The 21,284-nt window shown below is 43.2% G+C and carries 19 protein-coding genes and 1 riboswitch; of the genes, 5 read left to right on the top strand and 14 right to left on the bottom strand.

Annotated elements, in window-relative coordinates; genetic code table 11:
- Window positions 1-59: 59 nt before the first annotated feature.
- Window positions 60-156, bottom strand: a riboswitch (purine riboswitch).
- Between the two features lie 243 nt (window positions 157-399).
- Both ACO03U_RS02695 and ACO03U_RS02690 read left to right on the top strand, forming a co-directional pair.
- Window positions 400-687 carry a hypothetical protein gene (locus ACO03U_RS02695; RefSeq protein WP_161868533.1) on the top strand — a complete coding sequence of 96 codons (288 nt, stop codon included), beginning with the start codon at window positions 400-402 and terminating at the stop codon, window positions 685-687.
- Window positions 677-961 (top strand): hypothetical protein, encoded by a 285-nt coding sequence (locus tag ACO03U_RS02690; RefSeq protein ID WP_161868532.1) that lies wholly within the window; start codon window positions 677-679, stop codon window positions 959-961. The genes ACO03U_RS02695 and ACO03U_RS02690 overlap by 11 nt, the downstream gene beginning before the upstream one ends.
- Window positions 962-1,365: 404 nt before the next feature.
- On the opposite strand, the gene ACO03U_RS02685 is transcribed toward ACO03U_RS02690, so the two are convergent.
- The 4 genes from ACO03U_RS02685 to ACO03U_RS02670 all read right to left on the bottom strand — a co-directional run bounded on the left by ACO03U_RS02685 (window position 1,366) and on the right by ACO03U_RS02670 (window position 4,186).
- Window positions 1,366-2,052 carry a beta/alpha barrel domain-containing protein gene (locus tag ACO03U_RS02685; RefSeq protein WP_161868531.1) on the bottom strand — a complete coding sequence of 229 codons (687 nt, stop codon included), beginning with the start codon at window positions 2,050-2,052 and terminating at the stop codon, window positions 1,366-1,368.
- Between the two features lie 36 nt (window positions 2,053-2,088).
- The gene (locus tag ACO03U_RS02680) at window positions 2,089-2,709 is read right to left on the bottom strand and encodes a glycoside hydrolase family 73 protein (RefSeq protein WP_204685254.1); all 621 of its coding nucleotides are present in this window, start codon (window positions 2,707-2,709) and stop codon (window positions 2,089-2,091) included.
- A gap of 183 nt (window positions 2,710-2,892) precedes the next feature.
- Entirely contained in the window at window positions 2,893-3,684 is a 792-nt protein-coding gene (locus ACO03U_RS02675) for a M15 family metallopeptidase (protein WP_204685253.1), read from the bottom strand.
- Window positions 3,674-4,186, bottom strand: a complete 513-nt coding sequence (locus ACO03U_RS02670) for a hypothetical protein (RefSeq protein WP_161868528.1) — start codon at window positions 4,184-4,186, stop codon at window positions 3,674-3,676. Before ACO03U_RS02670 ends, ACO03U_RS02675 begins: the two co-directional genes overlap by 11 nt.
- A 369-nt stretch (window positions 4,187-4,555) precedes the next feature.
- Here ACO03U_RS02670 and ACO03U_RS02665 point away from each other — a divergent pair, with 369 nt between their 5' ends.
- Entirely contained in the window at window positions 4,556-5,518 is a 963-nt protein-coding gene (locus tag ACO03U_RS02665) for a Gfo/Idh/MocA family protein (RefSeq protein ID WP_204685251.1), read from the top strand.
- A gap of 62 nt (window positions 5,519-5,580) precedes the next feature.
- Here the strand turns inward: ACO03U_RS02665 and ACO03U_RS02660 are convergent, their stop codons facing one another.
- Window positions 5,581-6,558: an aromatic acid exporter family protein gene (locus ACO03U_RS02660; protein WP_204685250.1), complete on the bottom strand. Its 978-nt coding sequence runs from the start codon at window positions 6,556-6,558 to the stop codon at window positions 5,581-5,583.
- Between the two features lie 176 nt (window positions 6,559-6,734).
- Between ACO03U_RS02660 and ACO03U_RS02655 the strand changes: the two genes are divergently transcribed.
- Window positions 6,735-7,349 carry an FUSC family protein gene (locus ACO03U_RS02655; protein ID WP_204685248.1) on the top strand — a complete coding sequence of 205 codons (615 nt, stop codon included), beginning with the start codon at window positions 6,735-6,737 and terminating at the stop codon, window positions 7,347-7,349.
- Window positions 7,350-7,487: 138 nt separating this feature from the next.
- Here ACO03U_RS02655 and ACO03U_RS02650 read toward each other — a convergent pair whose 3' ends face one another.
- The 7 genes from ACO03U_RS02650 to ACO03U_RS02620 form a co-directional block, all read right to left on the bottom strand.
- The gene (locus tag ACO03U_RS02650; protein WP_161868524.1) at window positions 7,488-8,207 is read right to left on the bottom strand and encodes a YebC/PmpR family DNA-binding transcriptional regulator; all 720 of its coding nucleotides are present in this window, start codon (window positions 8,205-8,207) and stop codon (window positions 7,488-7,490) included.
- Window positions 8,208-8,305: 98 nt separating this feature from the next.
- Window positions 8,306-9,466, bottom strand: a complete 1,161-nt coding sequence (locus ACO03U_RS02645) for a nucleotidyltransferase (protein ID WP_204685246.1) — start codon at window positions 9,464-9,466, stop codon at window positions 8,306-8,308.
- Window positions 9,467-9,586: 120 nt separating this feature from the next.
- A complete protein-coding gene (locus ACO03U_RS02640; RefSeq protein WP_204685244.1) occupies window positions 9,587-11,020 on the bottom strand; it encodes a glycoside hydrolase family 1 protein in 1,434 nt (477 codons plus the stop codon).
- Between the two features lie 704 nt (window positions 11,021-11,724).
- The gene (locus ACO03U_RS02635) at window positions 11,725-12,855 is read right to left on the bottom strand and encodes a sodium ion-translocating decarboxylase subunit beta (RefSeq protein ID WP_161868521.1); all 1,131 of its coding nucleotides are present in this window, start codon (window positions 12,853-12,855) and stop codon (window positions 11,725-11,727) included.
- Complete coding sequence (locus tag ACO03U_RS02630) at window positions 12,848-12,985, bottom strand: OadG family protein (protein ID WP_204685242.1); 138 nt, start codon at window positions 12,983-12,985, stop codon at window positions 12,848-12,850. Before ACO03U_RS02630 ends, ACO03U_RS02635 begins: the two co-directional genes overlap by 8 nt.
- A 156-nt stretch (window positions 12,986-13,141) precedes the next feature.
- Window positions 13,142-16,555 carry an FtsX-like permease family protein gene (locus ACO03U_RS02625; RefSeq protein ID WP_204685240.1) on the bottom strand — a complete coding sequence of 1,138 codons (3,414 nt, stop codon included), beginning with the start codon at window positions 16,553-16,555 and terminating at the stop codon, window positions 13,142-13,144.
- Window positions 16,556-16,565: 10 nt separating this feature from the next.
- Entirely contained in the window at window positions 16,566-17,267 is a 702-nt protein-coding gene (locus ACO03U_RS02620; RefSeq protein ID WP_204685238.1) for an ABC transporter ATP-binding protein, read from the bottom strand.
- A gap of 748 nt (window positions 17,268-18,015) precedes the next feature.
- Here ACO03U_RS02620 and ACO03U_RS02615 point away from each other — a divergent pair.
- On the top strand, window positions 18,016-18,918 hold the full coding sequence (locus ACO03U_RS02615) for a hypothetical protein (protein WP_204685236.1): 903 nt from the start codon (window positions 18,016-18,018) through the stop codon (window positions 18,916-18,918).
- 49 nt (window positions 18,919-18,967) lie between these two features.
- Here ACO03U_RS02615 and nagA read toward each other — a convergent pair whose 3' ends face one another.
- On the bottom strand, window positions 18,968-20,116 hold the full coding sequence (gene nagA, locus ACO03U_RS02610; protein WP_204685235.1) for an N-acetylglucosamine-6-phosphate deacetylase: 1,149 nt from the start codon (window positions 20,114-20,116) through the stop codon (window positions 18,968-18,970).
- Window positions 20,117-20,345: 229 nt separating this feature from the next.
- Complete coding sequence (locus tag ACO03U_RS02605; protein ID WP_204685233.1) at window positions 20,346-21,179, bottom strand: helix-turn-helix domain-containing protein; 834 nt, start codon at window positions 21,177-21,179, stop codon at window positions 20,346-20,348.
- Window positions 21,180-21,284: the final 105 nt, after the last annotated feature.

Genomic DNA, 21,284 nt, shown 5'->3' with positions numbered 1-21,284 from the left:
AATAACTATACCTACAAAAAAATGCCCAGAAACTCCTTTGCATAAGCAAAAAAAGTGTCTAAGCACGTTTTTTTGCTTATAGTCCGGTATTTACGGTACCGGGTAGAGACTGTCGACCGATTACGACGATATATAAGCAGTAATTATAGGCATTAGATGTACCATTTATGTTGCCGAGTATAACACCCTCCATGGAAAGTCGCAACATCTTTTCATGATTTTTTCATAGTCTTAAAAAAGGCTACTCTTTACAAAGGGAACGTTTGTTTGTATAATGAAATTGGTAAGTGGTAGCTGTCTGGTCCTTTTCCCTGATACTTTCCTCACTTAGTTCCCAATAAAAGACGATTTTTATTTGCAAACCCTCGCTAATTCACCCTTACAAAGGAGTGGTTTTCCATGCTAACAAAACAAGGTCTGATTCAAAAAACCAAACTTATTGCCAGTAATCCGCCTTTGGTCTACTTTAAATTAAATAACGAGAACTGTTTGATTGCCAAACATGGCTTGAGTTTTTTAGCCGATGTTGCTCCAGGTATGCAGGTGGTTGTTCATGGAATATACAATCGACGGGGACAATTTATCGTCAGCCAATATCAAGTAGTGGGAAAGACTAAGATCATGCTAGATTTTGAACTAAGTCCTTATCCTTCTCGTAAGAAAGGCAGGATCACTCATGCGGGCTAGCGAGCTCTTAACAGCCATCACCCTTCCGACTCAAGGTCAAGCCTACCAAGGTTTATTGATTAGTCGGGAGTCACGACAGTTGCCTTGCAGTCAGATACGCCAAACCGACGGACAACTGATTTTCATCGCTGACAACAACTTGCCGCCACTTCCGCTAACAAAAATAGTCATTGCTCTCATGACCCATCGTTCTTTCGTCTTGATGACCTACGCAGAAGAGCTTTTTTTGCCTGTCTATGGCTTTAAAGAAACCGCGGATGCCTTGATTTTGTAAGCATCCTTTCCACCCAATCAGCTAAAAGCCGTTAGCGTCTGGATCCAGATGCTAGCGGCTTTTTTCGAACCCACAGTTTTTTCAGTCCGTAATCGCTCGTTTCTTTAGGCGAGTCAGATAGCTCACAGTTTGGGAACAATCCAAAACAAATAGTGGCTACTTCCCCGATCAATAAGTAAGCTGGCCAGGCTTGCTTTATGGATAATCGATTTATTCCCTTTGTTTCATAAATCCAGCAAATTATTCTTATCGGGTAGCATGTGTACCGTGTAAAATGACGGTATGATACGCCACTTAATCTCTGAACCATCAACCTTTTTGGAGCTTAGTTTATTTAAGTTCTTTATCGATAAGAAAAGACATCTAGCAAAACCACTACCTTGCTCGATGCCTTTTGGAGAAAACTATTTGCCTTTTTCTTCTTCCCGATAGTGTTCCATTTTACGACGGAAGAGTTCACCGTTAGAAGGAGGTGTGTAAGTGATGGCGTTGGCACCAGCTTCGATCGTTTCTATAATACTCGCTTTCGTTGGGCCCCCCGTCGCCATGATTGCCAAATCTGGATGACGTTCTCTAAAATAGCGGACGGTCGCGGCAGTATCTTTGCCGGCACTGATATTGATAATCTTCACGCCGGCAGCCAATTTTTCGTCAATCGGTGTATATACGGAAGTCACAGTACTAATGACGGGTATATCCACCACTTGGGCTACCATCTTGACCGTCTTCACCGGTGTCGGAGCATTTAAAACAACCCCCAAAGACCCCTGGGCTTCAGCAAACATGCTCATATAGGCTGAACGACTACCTTGAGTCAAGCCGCCACCTACACCAGAAAAGACCGGAATATCCGCAGCTTCAATGATGCTCTTAGTTATTGCAGGATGTGGTGTGAAAGGATAAACGGCAATCACCGCATCGGCATCGGTATTGCGGATAATTGCGATATCCGTAGTAAAAATAATCGATTTAATCCGCTTACCAAAAATCATGATTCCACTGGCTTCCCGAATCACACTCGGCATCCGCACGATGTCTTTTCGTAAGTCGGTCATGATTTCTGGCGTTTTTTTAGAGTTTTTTTGAGTCATACCAGCACTTCCTTCCGATATATGTTTGATTGGTGCTTATTCATCAAAACGATCCAATTGATATTCCTTAATCATACTTATTATTTTATCAGCATAGGTAGGATCTGTCGCATATCCCGCCTTCTGCAATGCCTTGGCTGCTTGTTGATAATCTTTGGCCTGTAAGACCGGTTCATATTTATGGGGATCCCAATCTACGCCATTGACAAATAACCGAGTGTGGTCATCCATCGCTTCCTCCCAAGAGTTGTACACCCGAAAATCTCCCCGAATTGTCACCCATTGACCATCTAGGTATTCCTGTGTCTCCAAATTGACTTTGGGCTGATTGCCAAATGCTTTGACACCAAAGAGATTATGGTACTGGCTAGCCAGTGTTGCTTGCCCAAAATTTGACTCCAAACAGGCTTGCCCGAGAATAATACTCGGTAAAACACCATACCCAGCTTGTAGTTCTTGAGCATGGGGAGCTAGGGTTTGGATAAATTCTTCCCGCGATAGCTTCTGATTAGTCGCCTCTTGCTCCCCACCAAAGTCATGGCTATCAACAAGGGTCGCCAATGAGAAAACAAAGGCGACCCCAATCAATAGCAAGCCAAAGAGAACCAATGGCAAATTTAGTTTTTTCTTTTTTGAACGGTAGCGTTTAACTGCCATAGCTCTCCCACTTTTCTACTTCGTCAATAAACTCTTCTAAACACAGTTGATGAGCATTCATGTAGTTTGCGACATCCACGCCGACATAGCGAAGATGCCAAGGCTCATAGGTAATTTTAGTGATCTCCGTTTAACTTTTGGATAACGGATAACAAAGCCAAACTCTGCCGCATGAGCTTGCAATCACTTGCCACCGACTGTCTCCCCGTAATCTTCAGATAAGGTCCAGTCCGGGCCGGAAGCAAGCCAGGCATTGTCCACCACATCAACTGACAAACCCGTGTGGTGTTCACTGTAACCAGGTTCGGTCATCCCTGTCATTGTGACTTTTTTCGCTTCTTCATCAGTCATTCCTTGAGCTTTCATCCGTTGAAATTTTTCATCAAAAACCGCTGTTTGATCCGCAACAGAGCGATACGCCGACACCACGTTCAGCTCCACCCCGGCTTCTTGGGCAGCCCCACGTAACTGTTCAAAGACTGGGGCAACACGCTGATCCATGAGTTCGTCAGGGGCAATCGGTGTCAATTGTTTGGTATCAATTTCAGTGGTTAATTTGTGATTGGGTCCTACCAGTAATAAATTCCAATCCTTTGTCGATACAGTAGGAAAGTCTTCTGGTGGGCACAACTCGGCTTCTTTTACAGGGGTCGTTGTTGCTAATAAGGCCTTTTCTTCTGTCTTAGATTGGTTTAATTCCTTAATAGTCAGTAAAGATGTTTTTAAAATCGCTGCGGTATCCTTAGTAGTCGCATCTTCTGCCAAGTTGGGTTGATCGAGTAATCCCTTGATCATTTCATCTGGCAAAGGAACGTAGTCAAAGGATTGACTGGTTTCTGTAGCGAATCCTTCAATTGGAAAAAACTGTTGGGAAAAAAACCAAGCTAACGGCGTAAAGACGATTAAAAAACTGATGATGATAGAAAAACGCGGTGACAGCTTGCGTTTCTTCATAATCGGTTGATCAGTCTTCAAGATAAGTCTCCTCCAAGTTTTCGTTGACCCAATCCAGTAAGGCCACCTGTTCATTTTCGATTTGTTGCTGGATCCGTGCTGGCAAGGTAAAGGTTAGAATATCATCAAACCCCCACATTTCATAATCCATAATGACCACCAACTCAATCATCTGGGCGTTATGAGTTTCTTCCCGTTGCTTGACAGATACGGTTGCTAGATCGCTATTCAGCCATTTTTGGGCGATTCTAGTTTTCATCTGGCGGTAATCATTGACGGCACTGTTGCGTTTTTCTGGGAAGATAATCGTCTGACGTAAAATCTTTTGGACCAACATCCATTCGTAATCTGTGAACAAATTTTTAATTTTTTGTGTCTGTTCACCTGGTAGACTGAAGTTACCTAATTTCCAATTTTCCCAAGTATCCTCTGAGATATTCAGAACACTCTCAAGAAAGTTCTTTTCAGTTACATACTGTTCTTTGATGGTATGGACCAGTATCTCGATGTAAACATCATGCATAGAGCTCATCCTTTGTTGTTTAATAATAGCGTTGAAGAAGCAGCAGTTTTACCTAAGCGCCCCAACGACCAAAACACTAGTTTCTCTATCTATTTTACTGAAATTTTCCCTGATTGCTAGCATTTCGCCACGAACTTCTAGTTTTTTTAACAGTTATGGGAAAAATCTCGTATTATTACTGGCTTTTTTCTGTTTTACTCATTCCTTTCTCAAACTATTCGCTTCTCGTAACCATGATTCTTTCCCTTTAATTATGTAAGTTTTTCTGTTATCTTAAAGACAGGAAATGTTGGTGGCAAGCGCCCTCCAGAAAAGTCGGCTAAGCAAGAGCCACTCCCTAAAACCTGTGATTTTGAAAGGAGTTTTACAATGAAAACATACAAATGGGCCATCGTCGGTACCGGTGAAATCGCTCAGCAACTGGCTATGGTGTTCAACCATCCCAACAGTGAACTTTATGCCATCTGCTCCCGCAATCAAGAGACCGCCGAACGCTTCGGCGAAAAGTATGATATTCCTGTGCGCTACGGTTCATACGATGAGTTATTAGCAGACGAGGCTGTAGACGTGGTATACGTGGCTGTCCCTAATCGTTTTCACAAAGACTATTTATTGAAAGCTCTCCGCGGAGGAAAACACGTTCTTTGCGAAAAGGCGATTACCATGGATCTCGCAGAACTGGAAGAAGTCATGGCTGTAGCCACGGAAAAAAATCTTATTTTACAAGAAGCGATGACCATTTTCAATATGCCTTTGTTTGATCATTTGCGTCAACTTGCTGATTCCGGTAAGCTTGGCAAACTCAAAATGATTCAAGCCCCTTTTGGCAGCTACAAAGAACCCGATCCCACGAACCGCTTCTTCAATCCTGACTTGGCAGGCGGTGCGTTATTAGATATCGGAACCTATGCTGTTAGCTTGGTCCGCCGCTTTATGAATGCCCAACCACAAGTTACCGCTAGCCAAATGTTACCTTTTGCTACCGGTGTTGATGAGCAGTCCGTCACCATTTTGGAAAATAAACTCGGTGAAATGGCCGCTGTCACCCTCACCTTCCAAGCTAAAATGCCAAAAATCGGCATTATCGCCTATGAAAAAGGTTACATCACTATTCCTGAATACCCACGGGCCCAAGCTGCTGAAATCTTCTACACTGACGGTACCCGTGAAACCATCGAAGTCGGTGAAACCTCCCAAGCCTTGAACTATGAAATTGCCAATATGGTGGCTTGTATTGAAGGGGCGCCAAATAATTCTTTGGCTTTGACCCACGATGCCACCGCACTAATGGATCAAATGCAACATTTTTGGCACGCAGCTAAAAATAGCTAAAGATTTTAAAAAGACTATTTAAAATCTTTAGGCCATAAAACAGCACAAAACCACCCTAGCCCCTAAGCTTTCTTAGGTGCCAGGGTGGTTTTATTCTCGTCAAAAAACTCTGCTTTGATTTCGATAAAACTAGAAAAACTTTGCAAAAACTGAAAGAGTAACGCACGATTTTCAAACTCTTCCCGACTTTGAGGTAACTTTCTTTTTCGGTATCCTTCATAAATTTCTAAAATCTGGTCCAAAATTTTTTGACCGTCGTTGTCCTCTGCAAAGGTTGTCGCGGTATATTGCAGCAAGCCTCGCAAGTGCGCCACCATGTCTTCCTCCACCGTTATCTGAGGACAGACCGCAATCATGTCTTTCATAATGCTTAGTTGGGAACGACGCATGGCAAAATATTCCTCGAAATAGCTTTCTTCTTTCCCAAAGTAATTCTCTTGATGCTGATGGGCTTTTTCCTGGGCATTGCGCAAAAACTGTTGCAAGCTATTGCAACGTTCCTCGATTTTGGCGGCTTCCTGGGGTTGGTTTAAACTTGTTGATAACAACTCTAACAAACGAGCAAACATCGCTTCAACCACCAACTGATCTTCTCGCAACGTTTTCTCTAGATCAGGCATATAAAGATTCGCCACCAAGGCCAATCCCGCACCGATCCCCATCAGCAAAAATTCGTTGGTAATCATGGCTAAAGAAAAGTTTTGCTCTACCAAAAAGTGGGTCATTAATACGGAGTTGACCACGATACCATCATCCAATTGAAATCGTGCGGACACGGGAATAAACAAGAGTAGATAGACCCCAAAGGCAACCGGCCCATAGCCTAATACAAAAAAGCATAGGCCAGCAATCCCCATCGCCAAAACCAAAGATACAACCCGATTTCTTGCAATAACAAAAGAAGAACGCTTGGTATTGCCCACGCTTAATACGGCGATGATCCCTGCTGAAGGAGCATAGAGTAAACCTAACCCTTGGGCTAGCACCATCGCTACCACCGCACAAACGGCCGTTTTGACTGTTCGTAAGCCGATTTTCATCCCTTTCCTCCTCATTTAAAATCGCGTTTCTTTTTCCACTAAAGAAACTTCTATTTCTATTGTACCTGAAAACTTTGAATCATTGGTAATTCAAATCTTTTTCCGATATCATTAAATTAATGAAGAATACTGACTTTTTCTGCCTACCTCATTATAACCGAAAGGATGTGAAGCTGATGCACATCGGGCGCTTTCGAATCGGTATGCGTACCATGAAAACTGCCTTGGCTGTCATGATCTGCATCTTACTTTTTAAAATTACCGATCGCCGAGAACCATTAATCGCCGCTTTGGCTGCAGTTTTCTCCCTCCGTCAAGACCTTACTACTACCGTCTCCTTTGGTCGTTCTCGAGTATTAGGAAATTCCATGGGGGGTCTTTTTGCGATTTTCTATTTCTTTATCAAACAATATGTCCATCAAGATTTTCTTTTAGAACTCTTTCTACTGCCTTTACTCGTCGCCTTAATTATCATTCTCTCAGATGGGATCAATAACAATGCCGGCATTGTTTCGGCCATTGCCACCATGCTCTTAATCACCCTCAGCGTCACCCGTAGCGAGTCAATCTATTTCGCCCTTCAGCGGGTGATTGACACCTTTATCGGTACCTTCGTCGCTATCGCCATCAACTTTTTGATACGGCCGCCAGAAAAGGAAAAAGAAAGTGAGATAAAAGAAGATTTGGTGGTTTTGAAGCAAAAAGAAGCAAAATTACAGGAAATGCTTAAAGAGGTCCAAACTCAGATCAAAGCCCAACAAGACTCCTCAAAAGATGAGCCGCCCACCTAAGTAACGTAAGTCCAATCGTTAATCTAGCATTTTCTTTGGATAAGTTTTTTACCTTTCTTCCCCTTAAAAAAATACCGTTTCAAGATAGTAAACTCTTGAAACGGTATTTTTTAGTTGTTCTGCTTATCAAATCAGCTTCTAGTCATCTAAAGAAACGTTATGGTAGACAGATTGGACATCTTCTAAATCTTCTAGCGCATCCAACATTTTTTCAAATGTTTCTAAGTCTTCTCCTTCAAGGCTGACTTCATTTTGAGGAACCATTTGCAGTTCGGCAACAGTAAATTCACTGATGCCTTTTTCTTTCAAGGCTGCATCAATCGTACTAAAATCTTCTGGTTCACCGTAAACGATGATTTGTCCATCTTCGGCTTCCACATCCCGCACATCAATGTCTTTTTCCATCAAATATTCTAAAATCTCATCGGCATCGTCGCCGGCAAAACCAAACAAGGCAGTGTTATCAAACATATAAGCAACCGCACCGGAAACACCCATGTTCCCGCCGTTTTTACCAAAAGCCGCCCGCACATCGGCAGCTGTCCGATTAACGTTATTCGTCAAAGCGTCCACAATCACCATAGACCCATTGGGACCAAAGCCTTCATAGCGTAATTCTTGATAGTTTTCGTCGCCAGAGCCTTTTGCTTTTTCGATGGCCCGATCGATAATATGCCGGGGCACATTGTAAGTTTTTGCTCGTTCAATAACAAAACGCAATTTTTGGTTGGAATGGGGATCCGGATCACCTGATTTTGCGGCAGCGTAGATCTCAATACCAAATTTAGCATAGACCCGACTGTTCGCACCGTCCTTGGCTGTTTTCTTTGCAACGATGTTTGCCCATTTACGACCCATAATTACACTTCGCTTTCTGTTTTTGTTGTTATTTCGAAAAAAACGTCCTTGTCTATTATACTTGTCTGACGGCAATCTGTGAAGAGTTTTCTATCAGTTTAGATGCGAATGGGAATCCGCCCGATCGTTTGCTCGGGAACTCGCTCATCCCCCAGACGATAAATCTGATCTCCTCGCACCATCAATTCCTGCTGTATCGTCGTTGGTTTGCCTATCCGACTGACAACCTCGGCAGTCAGTTGTTTTTTTTGTTGTCGTAAAAAGGCCTGTCCGGTGGCGTTAAACCCTAAAATCCGCAGCTGCTCCTCTTGCCAGGCTTGTCGCATCTCTTGGTCCTGGATATTCAATAAAACATAACAGCACAAGCGCTGCAAGCGAGTCCACGTATATCGTTTTGATTTTACCGCTTGTAGAAAATCAGAAAAACTGGTGGCTTGGGTCACAGCCCCTAACATGCGTTGCTCCAACCCGTCTGACATCTGGTAAATCTGCCGTAACTCAGCAGCTGTTGTAGAGAGAAGCCGATAACGAAGGAACTGCCAGAGTTTTTCCCAAGTTACCTGTTGTTCTTGTAAGCTTTGAAGTGTTTGGTCAGGGACAAAATTGCTGACTGACTGGTGCTTTGCAATTGCTTCACGAATCCCAGTGGCACTAGCGATGGGCTGATTGGAAAGTTTGTGATCATGGTAGCCCGCTCCCACTCGTGGCAATGGGTATAACGTCATAGGGTGAGGATAGCTGGCATTTTCTTTGGCATAGGCCAACCCTAAAATATGATTCGGCATGGCACCACTGAGCTGCATTTCTGGATACAAGCGAGTAAACACCTGGTTCATTTTTTGTGGGTAACTTAATTTTTCATCATGTAACGCGCGATAAGCTATGTCAATCGCTTGCCGCTTTTCATGGGCAAACCTGCCAAAAGCTTGGTAATCAAAATCATCTTGGTGATCTGTCCCAAAGCACAAAGCTTGGCAACCAATCGCTTGCAAGATTTTAATCCCGCCCTTAGCAAAATAATCCGCTGCTTGTAAAGACCAGCACAGGGGAAGTTCAATTACCAAATCAACGCCATTGGCTAAAGCCGCCCGACTCCGTAACCATTTATCCGTAATAGCTGGCTCTCCTCGTTGCAGAAAATTGCCACTCATACAAGCTACCACCACCTCGGCTCCTGACAATTCACGAGCTTTTTGAGCATGGTAAAGGTGACCGTTATGAAACGGATTGTACTCCACGATGATTCCACAGGCTTTCATTTTGGCACTTCCTTTTCTTTCTAACAATTGACTGATCCTCAAGAGACATTGATGAAACGCTATTTCTTATGTAAAAAGCAACCAAAAGCAAACATACTGCTTTTGGCTGCAGGGCTCAACTTAGTCTAAGGTGGCGCCATTAGTAGCAATTACCCGTTGATACCAGTAATAACTATCTTTCTTGTAGCGTTTCAAACTACCTTCTTGTGTTTCATCTTGATCAACATACACAAAACCATACCGTTTTTGATAGCCATTTAGCCAACTGAGTAAGTCTGTGTAAGACCAAGTACAGTAGCCTAAAACTTGACAGCCTTCACTGATAGCGGCCCCAACTTCAGCGACGTGGTTTTTCAAATACTTGATACGGTAGGCATCATGGATTTCATGGTCTTCGGTAATCTTATCGTATTCTCCTAAGCCATTTTCGGTGATCAGCACTGGCAAACGGTAACGACTAGTGATCCGACGCAAAGCGATATGGATACCCATCGGATCGATTTCCCAATCCCAGTTAGTACGATCTACATAAGGATTGGCGACTTTTTTGTACAAACCAGGGACGCCGGATTCCCCTGAGCTACCTTTCTTGCCGGTAGTATTCATCTTCCCTTGTCCGACACCGTCGAGGGGATTGTACATATTGGTAGCAGTCTGATAATAATTCATCCCCATAAAGTCTGGTTTTGCCGACTGCAATAACTCCATATCCCCAGCTTCAATAGTTGGTGCTACACCTCGTTTTTGAAGCAAATCAAACATGGCGATTGGGTATTGACCCCAAGCATAGATATCCATCCACCAGTGAGCCATTAAATCTTCGGCATTTTCCGCAGCTAGGACGTTTTTCGGATCACTATCAAAAGCATAATTTGGTGAGTAAGCAAAACTTGGACCGATTTTCCCTGGCATCTTCATTTCATGGAACTTGTTGATCACCGAAGCATTGGCTAAGTTCGCAATATGGTTGGCTGCGTACATCCGTTTTTCGTCAGTCACACCCGGTGGATGCAAGGCTAGCATATAGCCCATTTGAATAAAGATATTTTGCTCGTTTAGGCTTACCCAGTAGTGGACTTTATCGCGAAATGTTTCAAATAAAACCGCTGCATAATTTACAAAATCATCGATAATTTCACGGGATTCCCAACCACCATACGCCTCTTGCAACGCTTTGGGCAAATCCCAATGATATAAAGTCAGGACTGGCTCGATACCATTAGCGATCAACTCATCCACCAAGCACACATAAAAATCCAAGCCAGCTTGATTGATTTCCCCTCGGCCTTCTGGGAAAATCCGCGTCCACGCGACTGAAAAACGATAAGCCTTCAGTCCTTGTTCTTTCATCAAAGCGATGTCTTCGTGGTAACGATGGTAATGATCCACCGCCAAGTCACCATTGGTCGCTTTAAACGTTTTTCCGGGAATTCGGACAAACTCATCCCAGACAGACGGCCCTTTGCCATCCTCATCCCAAGCACCCTCTACTTGATAGGCAGCCGATGCAGACCCCCAAAGAAAGTCTTTAGGAAACACTGATTGTTCTGTCAAAAGTACCCCTCCTTCATTAAACTAGCTTGATCCTAGTTTGATTTGTTTTTCATTCTTAGCAGGTAACTCCCGCTATCAAGGATATTATAACAAAGATTGTCTCTAAGGAAGCACTTTAAGCCCAGTTTTTCTACCAAATTTCGCCAAACTCCTTCGTCATGTCGAAAGTCGCAGATGCAAACGAAAGCCTTCTACTATTTTGTTAGTGCCCAAGGTGTTTGACAATCAGATAAAACGCCATGGAACGACCTCGCGAGTTCGTAAATCCAGCAATTAGTTTCTTGTAGGGTAGCAGACGTACCGTGAAAAAGGTGAGATTTAGCGTAGTAGAATTGGATTGACAGTCGCTCTAAAGATGCGTAATGAATTACTTAGAGTTGTGGTGCTTGCACCACTTACTCTGAGTTTGAATGCGCAAGGCAAAGCTAAAGATGCGTTTGCGCATACAGTTCATCTAAACAGACACTGTTAAGATGAACTAGCAAAGACAAACAGCTTTTTCGTTTGGCTTTTGCCGGTCTAGCTACCGTCAACCCAATTCCTAGGTCGCTAAATTTCACCTTTTTCGAGTATCAAAATGTCGGCATGATAGACCACTTAATTACTAATATATCAAGCTTTTTGGAGCTTAATTTTGATAAGTTCTTTATCTACAAAAAACTTGCCAGACACCGATCTGACAAGTTTCTTGACGATTATGATTACTAACTAAAGAAAGCTAACAAGGTCCCCGCTGCTATGGCTGAACCAATAATACCAGCGACATTAGGGCCCATGGCGTGCATCAGTAAGTAATTGGAAGGATCGTTCTTCAGCCCTTCTTTGTGCACCACCCGCGCCGCCATCGGCACTGCTGAAACCCCTGCTGCTCCAATCATCGGGTTAATCTGACCTTTCGTCAACTTACACATGACTTTACCAAATAAAACCCCGGTAGCGGTGCCAATCGCAAAGGCAGCCAGTCCTAAGAAAATAATCTTTAAAGAGGTGGCCGATAAAAAGATCTCAGCTTCGGCTTTCGCTCCTACTGTCAGGCCCAAGATAATCGTCACTATATACATCATGGCATTTTGAAGTGTTTCCGTGATTTTAGGTACCACCTGAGATTCCCGAATCAGATTGCCTAACATCAAACACCCGATCAACGTAGTCGCGGCCGGCACCACTAACGAAACAAATATCGTCGTAAAAATTGGAAATAAAATTCGTTCTTTCTTAGTGACGGTCCGCTTCATCGTCATCTTGATTTTCCGCTCTCTCTCGGTGGTTAGGGCGTTGATAATCGGTGGTTGAATAATCGGCACCAAAGCCATATACGAATACGCAGCAATTGCGATGACGCTCAATAGATGTGGGGCCAGACGAGTCGTTAAATAAATCGCTGTCGGTCCATCTGCACCCCCGATAATCCCAACAGATGCCGCTTCTTCCCCAGTCAAACCAAGGAAAATGGCACCAAAAAAGGCGGCAAAAATCCCAAACTGAGCAGCCGCTCCTAAAAGCAATGTCTTAGGATTGGCAATTAAGGGACCAAAGTCAGTCGCTGCTCCCAAACACAAGAAAATCAGCGGTGGATAAATCCCTAGATTGGTCCCTTGATAGAGATAATACAACAAGCCCCCAGGTTCCCCATTTGCCGGCCCAGCAAAAATGCCAGTGAAAGGCAAGTTTACCAGTAAAATCCCAAAAGCTATCGGTAACAATAGATAAGGTTCATATTCTTTAAAAATAGCTAAGTAAATAAAAAGTAAGGCGATGAGAATCATCACTAAGTGGCGCCAAGTTAGTCCAGCAAAGCCTGAAGTTTCAACCATATTACGAATAATATCACCCATCTGACTGCCCCCTTCCAGCCACCAACTTATGAAGTAACTCTAGCGCTCCCCATAAGACAATTAGCACCAAAAACACGATCCCCATGGAGACGATTGTCACCATTCCAGCTTCTAACTTACTCATATCCATTCGTGAACACTCCCTTTCCCTTTTATTTATCCAGAAAATCAACTGGAACAGCTCCCTCTAATAGGCTTTCCACCTATTTTTTGAAAGCTGGCCAGCTAATTTCCAGTTTGTTCTTCCCCAAAGAAAAATACCTTTCCAACACTTTCGACAACCGACTTATTCGTTTGATTTCAACGCTTCAATCATGTCGACTTTCTTCAATTTGAAATACACGATTATTCCCACCAGAAAACTAAAGAAAATCGTAATCAAACTAGCATAAAGATAGCTCAGCGGATGAATGTCCGGTGCAAACATCAGCATATCCAATTCCACCGTCTGCAAGACGTAACGATGTTCGAAATAACCCAAAACCAGGCCCACGCCAATCCCAATTATCGTCAAAATAATATTTTCGCGATAAATGTACATCGTCAATTCATTAGTATGAAACCCGAGCACTTTGATGGTAGACAATTCGCGAATTCTCTCGGCTATATTGATGTTATTCAAATTATACAAAACAATTAATGCCAACAACCCCGCAGAAACAATCAATACCCAAACGACAATCGTCAAAACCTGTACCGTGTCATCTAAAGCATCTGAGGAATCAGTCATAAAGGTGACGTTGCTGACTTGAGGATAAGCCATCAAGTTTTGGGCTATTGCTTGTTGGGTTTTACTATCCGGTGTATTTGAAAAAAGTAAAAACTCGCTATTATAAACCGGTACTTCACCAAATACTTGTTGGTAGTAAGTCGGTGTTAAGTAAGCAAAATGCCCGACATAATTTTCAGCAATGGCAGCGATTCGGATCGGATATTGCTTGTCTTCATTTCCTGTTAATTTCATCGTATCGCCAACTTGAAGTTTAAAAAGTTTAGCTAGTTTTTCGTCAATGATTGCCCCTTCATCGGTCAGGCGATAGGCTTCACTAGATTGGCGATCTTGTAAGCGAACAAAAGCGCCAATCTTCTCGGGATTTTCTGGCACATACACAGTGACATCTTGTGGCGTTTGGCCATTTCCCGATAGTTGGTAGCTTTGGCTGGCAATCGCTAGCCCCTGATCAAAATCCTCCAAGTCCGATAAAGCAGTTTGATAGTTTTTGACTTGTTCTGTCGACCCGGTTTGGCCAAAAGTCACGATCCCTTGATAGCGCCAAAGGTTTTCAAACTGTAAAGGCACCATCTCACTGATGGAATCTCTTAAACCGAAGCCTGTCACAATCATCGACATGCACCCAGCAATCCCAAAGATCGTCATCAACATGCGGGCTTTATAGCGAAAAAGGTTTCGCATCGTCACTTTTTGATTAAAACTTAAACGACGCCAGATGGGTTTGATTCGCTCCAACCAGACACGGCGACCACTTTTCGGAGCTTTCGGACGCAATAAAGTCGCCGCCGTACTCCGCAAATCAAAGCGTAAAGCAATCAGCGCAATCCCTACTGTACACATCAAAGCTACGCCCATGGCAATCAGCCCGTAGGATAAACGCCATGGTGTCACAAATTCTGTCAGATTATACAGTTGTCCATAGGCATGAATGATGATGGTTGGAAAGAGATAAAAACCAACTGCCAAACCGGTAAGACCACCAATCAGTCCCGCCGTTAAGGAATACAATAAAAATTTAGAAGCAATTTCACGATTGCGATACCCTAAGGCCTTTAACGTTCCGATTTCTCCCCGTTTTTCATCAATCATTCGCGTCATCGTAGTTAAACTCACCAAAGCAGCAATTAGAAAGAAAATAATCGGGAAGACCGTAGCTAAACTGGAAATCCGATTGGCATTTTGCTTGTACTCGGTATACCCTGGATTGTCCTGTCGCTGGGAAAAAAGATAATCGGCAGGTTGCATTTCTGCCAATTGGCGACTTTGATTTTTCAACTGCAATTGCGCATCCAATAATTTAGGCATGTTTTCTGAAGTTTCAACTTGATAAGCAGCGACATTCTTCTTCAAAGTCGCTTCCTTTTCTGTGAGTGTTGCCTGGGCCTGTGCTAGCTGGGCTTCACCTTCTTTTTGCTGTGTTTCCAAGTCTTGTTGCTGCTGGCTTACTTGATTGCGCCCTTCTTGCAATTGATTTTGCGCGGTTTTCAACTGATTTTGTGCTTCCTGCAAACTGACTTCCTGTTTATGGAAATTTTCCGGGTCCAACGCCTTGAGATTTTCTTCATATTCCGTAACGGCAGCTGCCCATTTTTCAGCTTCAGCAACCGTCTCTTTTTGATAAGCTGAAAGCTTAGTGCTCAGCGTTTGGAGCGCGGGAGCATCACTCTCTTTGTCCAACGCATTTACCATACTGACAAGCTCACCAGTCTCCGGTAACTTAGCGAGTTGCCCACTCCAAGAATTTTTATTTTTAGTAATCCTACGAGCGAGTTGCTTCTCATCTTTGATAGCGATGGTATCCGCAATACTTTTCATCAAGGCTGAAATGACTTTTTCTTCTTCTTTGATTTGCTTCAAAACCGCCACATTTTCCTCATGATCGGCTTTTTTAGCTAACAAGTCTTTGCGTTGTTCTGCTGCTTCTTTTTGAGACTTTGCTAAAGCGGCTGCTTGTTTTTTCAACTCATCCTCTTGCGTTTTTAACTGTGCTTCTTGCTGGTCGAGTTGCGTAGAGGCTGCTTGTATTGCTTGCTGCCCTTTCGCTAGCTGCTCTTTTAAGGTTTGCTTTTGCGTGGCTAACTGGGCTTTGCCTGTTTCTAATTGTTTTTGGGCATCTTCCAGCTGATGGGCACCGTCATCCAACGCCGCTTGACCATCGGTAATCTGTTTTTTTATTTCAGCTAGCTGTTTTTCGGCAACGGCCTTGACCTCAGCTAAACGGGCTTCTGGTCGTGCCTTAAGGGTCGCTTTTAAGGAAGCAATGCCTTTTGCAATCCGCTCTTCATAGGCATCAGTGTACGCCGTATCTGTCGCCTTTTTATCAAAAGAAACTAGGATTCGAGTAAAACTTGTTGCCACCAAATCAGCTTTGGGAACCACCGCAAAATAATCCACCGTCCCAGAACCGACAGACGTCTTTCCCCGACTCATATTTTCGATAAACTCCGGTGAATTGACAAACCCTACCACTTTGGCTTCATGACTTTTCAACTGATTTGATAAATCATCGGCTTGCTCGATGGTAAAGGTATCACCAATTTTATAATCCCCGTGCAATTCAGCCACCTGATCTAGCGCTATCTCCCCAGTCTTTTCTGGTAACCGCCCAGCTACCAAATGATACCGATTCAACTCATCTGTGGGATCGTAACTCATAAAACGGACCACTTTGTCTAACTTTGCTAGCCGCAAATCCACCATAGTTTGGGCTTGTGCTGCTGAAACTTGCTGGTTGTCAGCCACCAAAGCTAAGTCATCTTCGGTCAAACCAAGACTAGAAACGATCGCCACATCCGCTAACTTCTGTTTAGCATAATAATGCTCCCCCGCATCAATCATATCTGGTCCGGTGGCTGCAATACCTACAAAAAAGGCCACTCCTAAAAAGATAATGCCAACAATTGACAAGAAACGGGTAGGCGCCTTACGAATTTCCCGAAGACTAGATTTCAACAATGCTTGCTTCATCTGCGAACACCTACCATTCAATCGCTGCAATTGGCGTCGGGCTTGGATTTTGGGTCTGGCTACGAACCTTCGCATCATTGATTCGAATGACGCGATCAGCCATTGGTGCAATTGCTGAATTGTGGGTTATGATTACAACCGTCGTGCCCATCTGGTGGGCTGCATCTTCCAACAGCTGTAGAATCTGCTTCCCTGTTTCATAATCTAGCGCCCCAGTGGGTTCATCACAAAGTAACAGCTTTGGTTTTTTAGCCAAAGCCCGGGCGATGGTCACCCGTTGTTGCTCGCCACCGGACAATTGGGCAGGAAAATTATTCATACGTTTTCCTAAACCCACCTTCAACAAAATATCCTCGGCATCTTCAGCATCCGCAACGATTTGCGAGGCCAACTCGACATTTTCCTTGGCCGTCAAATTGGGAACTAAATTGTAAAACTGGAAGACAAACCCCACATCATTGCGTCGATAATCTGTCAGCTGTTTTTCATTAAAACCGGCAATATCAATCCCATCGATAGCCACCCGACCTGAGTCGCAGGTATCCATCCCGCCTAGAATATTGAGCACGGTCGATTTCCCTGCACCACTGGGACCCAAGATCACCGCAATTTCCCCTTGTTCCACGGAAAAAGTCACATGATCATTGGCGGTGATAATAGTATCTCCCATTTTATATTCTTTAACTTCATCAACGACTTCAATATAACTCATATAAAAGCCTCCTAATCCACTTAATCTATTCTTAATAAGTGTAACACAAGCCTTCCTGTTAGCGCTATCTATATCTATTTATACGTTATTTAATGCTCCTTAAATGGGAAAACACAATATCAATCAGCCTATCTTGCCCCCGCCCTGAAGTGAATGGTAATTCATCCCCGCCCAACTCCCGCCAGACCCTCCCGATTTTCCCCACTGAAAGGATCCACTCCTAGAACAATCTTTTGATTTAACCTTGTCAATCTAGTTACCCGCCTACCAATTACGATAGAGCCAAATTTCACCTTTTTCTAACCGTCAGAAAAATAGGTAACTTCCCTCATTGGTTCTTGGATCTTACCCTTTTGAGAACTTGAACCTATAGAAGACCTTCGTCTACCAAAAAAAGGTTCTCTGATAGTTGGTGCCTTACGCTCAGACAAGTAAAGATACCAACTATCTGAAAACCTAAAATGTCGATACTTAATAAAAGATTCCTTTCCATCAGGTTATTGGAACCCTCTCTCCTTTTTGATCCATCACGCACTAATCAGCCAGGGCATCACTTTTGCGGATAGATATGTTTTATCCAACCAAATAAAAAACACAATTATGAATTGTCTGCCAGTACTCTTCTCACAGGGTTAATCAATAAGTTTCAAAAATTCCGAGGACTTCACTTTATTTAAATTATAAAAAACCATGCCATCATTCAGCATTTTTACATTATCATCAATACTAATTGAGGAGTGTGAAATAAATGAAAAATGGTGTCATCTTGTTATTTAGTGTACTCGCACTAGCTGCTTGTTCACAAAGCAAAGCAACTGATTCCAGTTCAACTGTAACGGTTTATTCTTCCGAAACAACGACGACTTCTACAACTGTTGTACCGTCCTCATTAGCTCAGCAAACTAGCAGCGAGTCCCAGGAAAAGGCCGAGGATCCGGCACTTTCTTATGCCGTAAACTTAGCTGATTTCACACAGGAAATAACCTTATCAGATGGTACCAAACAGACGGTTAATCATCTCGCTTTTAAATCAAAGCAAAAAAATCAACCTACCACCATTACGCTGGATATAAAAGATTTAAATAACTACGGTAAAGCCCTTTACCTCACGACTACTGGGGGAGATGAAGTTTTTTATCCTGTAGCTATAGCAGATGAACCCACCAAAAGGATTACTGTTACCAATGAGGCTGGCGCTAAACGAGACATAAAAGTGAACACTGTCGTTAGAGTCGCGGCGTTAGAAGATAGTTCCGATCCCATGGAAATCGTTGGTGATACCTACTTCCTTTTCTACAATGATCAAGGAACGATTTCACTAGCTACTCGCAATTTTTCCGAAAATACAGCCGGCATACCATTAGATACCACAAATCTGGTGGAATATCTCCCAGGGGAAACAACAGCTGAAACACCATCGTCTACACCTGTTGCGGATTATCCCGACAGTGAGACTTACTACGATGCTATCCGTGCTGCCTGGCAACAGCAACAAGACTACATCGACTCCATCGATGATGATGCCGTGAAGCAGTCTGTCCAAACGTCTCATTCTGCTGCCATATTCGAAGCCAATCGTTTAGAAATGGAGTACCCGGAAGATGCCGATCTAATCAATGAAAGTCTCCAAAAAGTATTGTCCGGCAAATAGCCAAAAAGACTTCTAGTGGAATCCACTAGAAGTCTTTTTCATATCGCTATTAAGCTTCGTAACGTTGTTCACCATTAAGATATGTTTCTGCCAAAGTCATATCTGGATTTAAGACGATAAAGTCAGCCGCCCGATCTTTGGCGATGCTACCGCAACGGTCATCAATTTTACAGCTGACTGCTGGGACCCAAGTTGCCATCATCACTGCTTGTTCTGGAGTGGCAATTCCCCAATCAACCACATTTTTAATGGCTTCTTTCAGGCGTAAAATTGAACCAGCCAAATTACCCTCTTGCAATCGGGCAGTTCCATCTTTTACAACTACTGGAAATTCCCCGAGGATGTAATCACCATCTGGCATACCGCCAGCCATCATACAGTCGGTAATCAAAGCTACATGATCATGTCCCACTTTTTCCATCAGGATTTCTGCTGCTTGTGGATGAACATGATGGCCATCACAAATCAACTCGCTAAAGACGTGTTGTAAAGACATCAACGCGCCAACCATCCCTGGTTCCCGATGATTCAGGCCCCGCATGCCGTTGTAAGCATGAACGAAAACGCTAGCCCCAGCTTCCACCGCATCGGTCGCTTCTTCCAAAGTCGCATCACTGTGGCCTAAAGCAACCACAACGCCTTCTTCAGTCACGGCTTTGACAAACTCTTTCACACCTGCTCGTTCTGGAGCAAGGGCGATTTTCTTGATGATGCCCCCAGAAGCCTCTTGCCATTCATGGAAAGTAGCCAAGTCAGGATCACCAAAATAAATCGGATTTTGAGCCCCTTTATGCTCTTCCGTGAAGAAAGGTCCTTCAAAATAAATCCCTTGAATTTTCGCACCAGTCACTTCATTTTGAACTTGACCAATAGTCGCTGCAACATCTTTTAAGCGTTCTTTACTGGAAGTCAAAGTCGTTGGCAAGAAAGAGGTTACCCCACATTCCAACAAGCCATCGGACATGACTTTCAACCCTTTTGCATCGTTGTCCATCACATCATGATTTTTAAAGCCATGAATATGAGTATCTACTAAACCTGGTGCAATCCATTGGCCACTGCGATCCACGACTTCAGCATTGTCATCAGGAAGTTCTTTGTAGTAATCACCAAATTTGCCATCCACTAACTCCAAATAGCCTGCTCCGCGAGTATCAGAATTCATAAAAAACTTATCTGCATACAAAAATCTTCTCATGCTCTTTCGCTCCTTTAAAATATTGTTTCACTAATCTCTCCTCGGTCTGTCAAGAAAAAATCAGTCTCACCAGGATTGTAACAGCCCCTGGTTCAGTCCGTTCGCTTTAGCCACAGAAAGGTCGTCTCCAACTCACTATGTTGACACCCACAAACGAAAACTTTTTACATCTTAAAGGTACTCCTAATCAATTTTTAAGTCAAGAAAGGTCTACACCATTTTGGAGAATTTAAATGGTTCGAATATATTGGACATCCGCCGAAGCTTTGAAATACTGTTTCGCCACAGAAGACTCTCCTAAATACTCATAAATCCGCCCGGTTAGCAAAAATAAGTCGTCCAAATAATAGTAGCTCTTCTGCTTTCTTGCCACCGTAATTCCTTCTTTGGCGATAGCTAGTGCTTCCTCCGCTTCTTTTTGAGAGTACAAAAAGTGGGCATAATTATAAAAAATCTTCGCCGCCATATTGGACATCCGTTCAGGAGGCATTTTTTGGAAAAGTTGCAGACTATACTTCAACTGTTGACGCGCTAAATCCATCCGTCTTAAATCCTCATATACACTACCAATACAGCTAATCAGCTGGATCTCCGTTGCAGAAACATTGGATTTGTCCAACTGGAACGTATAAGAAAGTCCCCGTTTCAGTTCTTTCAAGGCAGACTCACTGTCATGATGCAAAAAGAAATAGCAACTTCCCAGATAGTAGTGATAAAGCTGCAAATCAGTATCCAAATACAGATGATTGAGTAGATTCGGACGATGCAACAACTCATCTAGTAACTGATAATTTTTATGAAAGAAGAAAAATGTCATCTGCTCAATCAGCGCATGCACCTGTTGAATTTCGGTGGAATGCATCTGCATCACCTGATCAATCGTCACCCCTAGACGTTGACAAAGCTGGGCCATCACCAAAACATTGGGTAACTCCCCGTCATTTTCGATGCGACTTAACACACTTTGCGAACATATATTTTGTGAGAGCATTTTTTGAGTCATTTTCCGCTGTTTTCGAATATTTTTGATGACTTCGCCAAAGGACCTTTGCTGGTTTTCCATCGTATCCGCCTCTTCGATTAAAATATGCTAATATGCATTATACTTTTTGCTCATTTTATCACATAATGTCAGCAAGTTACCTGTTTTCTAGAATTTATCACAAAA

Source organism: Enterococcus diestrammenae (assembly GCF_049384045.1).
Taxonomy (GTDB): domain Bacteria; phylum Bacillota; class Bacilli; order Lactobacillales; family Enterococcaceae; genus Enterococcus_C; species Enterococcus_C diestrammenae.
The sequence above is the reverse complement of the archived record's forward strand: the minus strand, read 5'-3'. Positions and strand labels throughout refer to the sequence as shown.